Below are 1,716 nucleotides of genomic sequence, written 5' to 3'. Positions count from 1 at the left end.
CAGGCGGCTCGAATGTGCCTATTCAAACCTTGCCTGGCCGTTTACCAGGCGGCTCGAATGTGCCAATTCATACCTTGCCAGCTATCCGTCAAACGATACATAGCCGTCTCGGGGTGTTACTTATTCGTGACCAGGTGACAGGTAGTGATTATGTCACGACATTGGATTCAAGCAGCAACGTGACTTTGCCAGGCTCTCCACCACAAGCAATATTTGGTTCAAGAGTGAGAGGGCAAGGTGCTCGCAAAGTTGCGACTTGGTATACCCATCGTAATGACGGTAATGTCGTTCGCATTGAGGATTTCACCCCGCGTGAGGCCTTTGTGGGAATGACAAATGAGCATGGTAATAGTGCCGGTCTGAGTGGCGACTCCTTTACATTGACAAATGGAACACAGGTTAACCCAGTGTTAAGTGGCAAGGCATTTTCTGAATTGATCAATATGCCTGTGGGGAGTAGCCATGAACTAGGTTTGACCGAGGTGTTGCGCAATGGTGACCGTCAACTCACTACCACTGTCTATAAAAGAGCACAACTAGAGTTAGGGGCAGCTCCACCTCAATGCAAGGATGCAACGATTGAGGGAATAAATGGCAAAGAGTGTGTATTGCGAACAATAAGTGGCGCTAACAAGGCAGCAGATGGTGGCGATGTGATGTTTAGTGTCGAGATGAGAGCTCGCTTGAACACACCTCATGCCCGATTCAAGGTAGGAGAAGCATGGCATCCGTTGGGCCAGCAAGTCCCAGTGGCCGAGTTTGCGAATGCGAAATGTGTCAAAATATTTTTTGTGCCACCAACATCGGTGGTTACACGGCTGCACCTCAGTGAACTGGTTAATGTCAGCTTTAGCTCCGCGTCGCGAATAGCTAAAGGTGATCGTTTTAGTGTGACTCTACAGAATGCTGGTTTTACTCCGCCTAGGTCTCAGGTGTTATCAAGCTTGGAATTATTAACTGTCAGCGATGAAGTCAATCATAAGCAAGCCATCATAACCCTGATGGGTGGTGAACATCAGCGCATTACAAGTGATGCTCGGATGAATGGCAACCAGGTATGGTATCTGCAAGAGAACAAAGTACAGCCACTGTATCCATTAGCACGCTTAAAAACGCTCGAACCGAGCTCGTGGTTTTCTGGTGTGGCTAATCAGCATGGACAGGTGAGCCCGTTACAAAACCATGTCCTGGGGGCGACAAATCCAGTGCTATCTGCCACTGGAGTCAGTGCGTTGAATCAATGGGCAACAGGAACTCAGCAACTGGTTACCGCTATTGGTGAATATAATGATGGTGGTACAGTGACTTATTTTACGAATTTGAAAAAGCAAGCAGGCCTATTAGTGAAGGCTGAGCCTGATAAGCCGTGTATAGACTATGCATTAAATGGTATTAAGGGATTGCGCTGTTCTCTTAGACGTATTGAAACGCAAAATATTAGTGAAGCGGGTGAACATGTACGAGTTACTATAAAATCCAACCAACCACTTGTTGCAGGTCATTACTTTTTAGGTAGTGGTTGGCATTTGTTTGGTGATGAAATTATGTTATCTTCCTTGTCAAATAATGATAATTTGGATGTGTTTTTTGTACCATCAAATGCCCTTTTTCGTGAGGGGGGGGCTATGGTTTCTACAACCCCATCATTTTCGATGAAGGTTACTGATGAACATAAAGTTAATTTTAATTTTCGGCTAGATTTAAACAGAGCTACTG

The 1,716-nt window shown here is 45.7% G+C and carries 1 protein-coding gene; it reads left to right on the top strand.

Annotation, left to right across the window (positions count from 1 at the left end; all coding sequences use genetic code 11):
- Positions 1-14: 14 nt before the first annotated feature.
- The coding region (locus LG31_RS20840; RefSeq protein ID WP_152598333.1) for a hypothetical protein at positions 15-1,716 on the top strand (1,702 nt) is incomplete at its 3' end.

It is taken from the genome of Aeromonas lacus (assembly GCF_000764665.1).
In the GTDB taxonomy this organism is placed as follows: Bacteria; Pseudomonadota; Gammaproteobacteria; order Enterobacterales; family Aeromonadaceae; genus Aeromonas; species Aeromonas lacus.
This window is presented reverse-complemented; position numbering and strand designations above follow the sequence as displayed.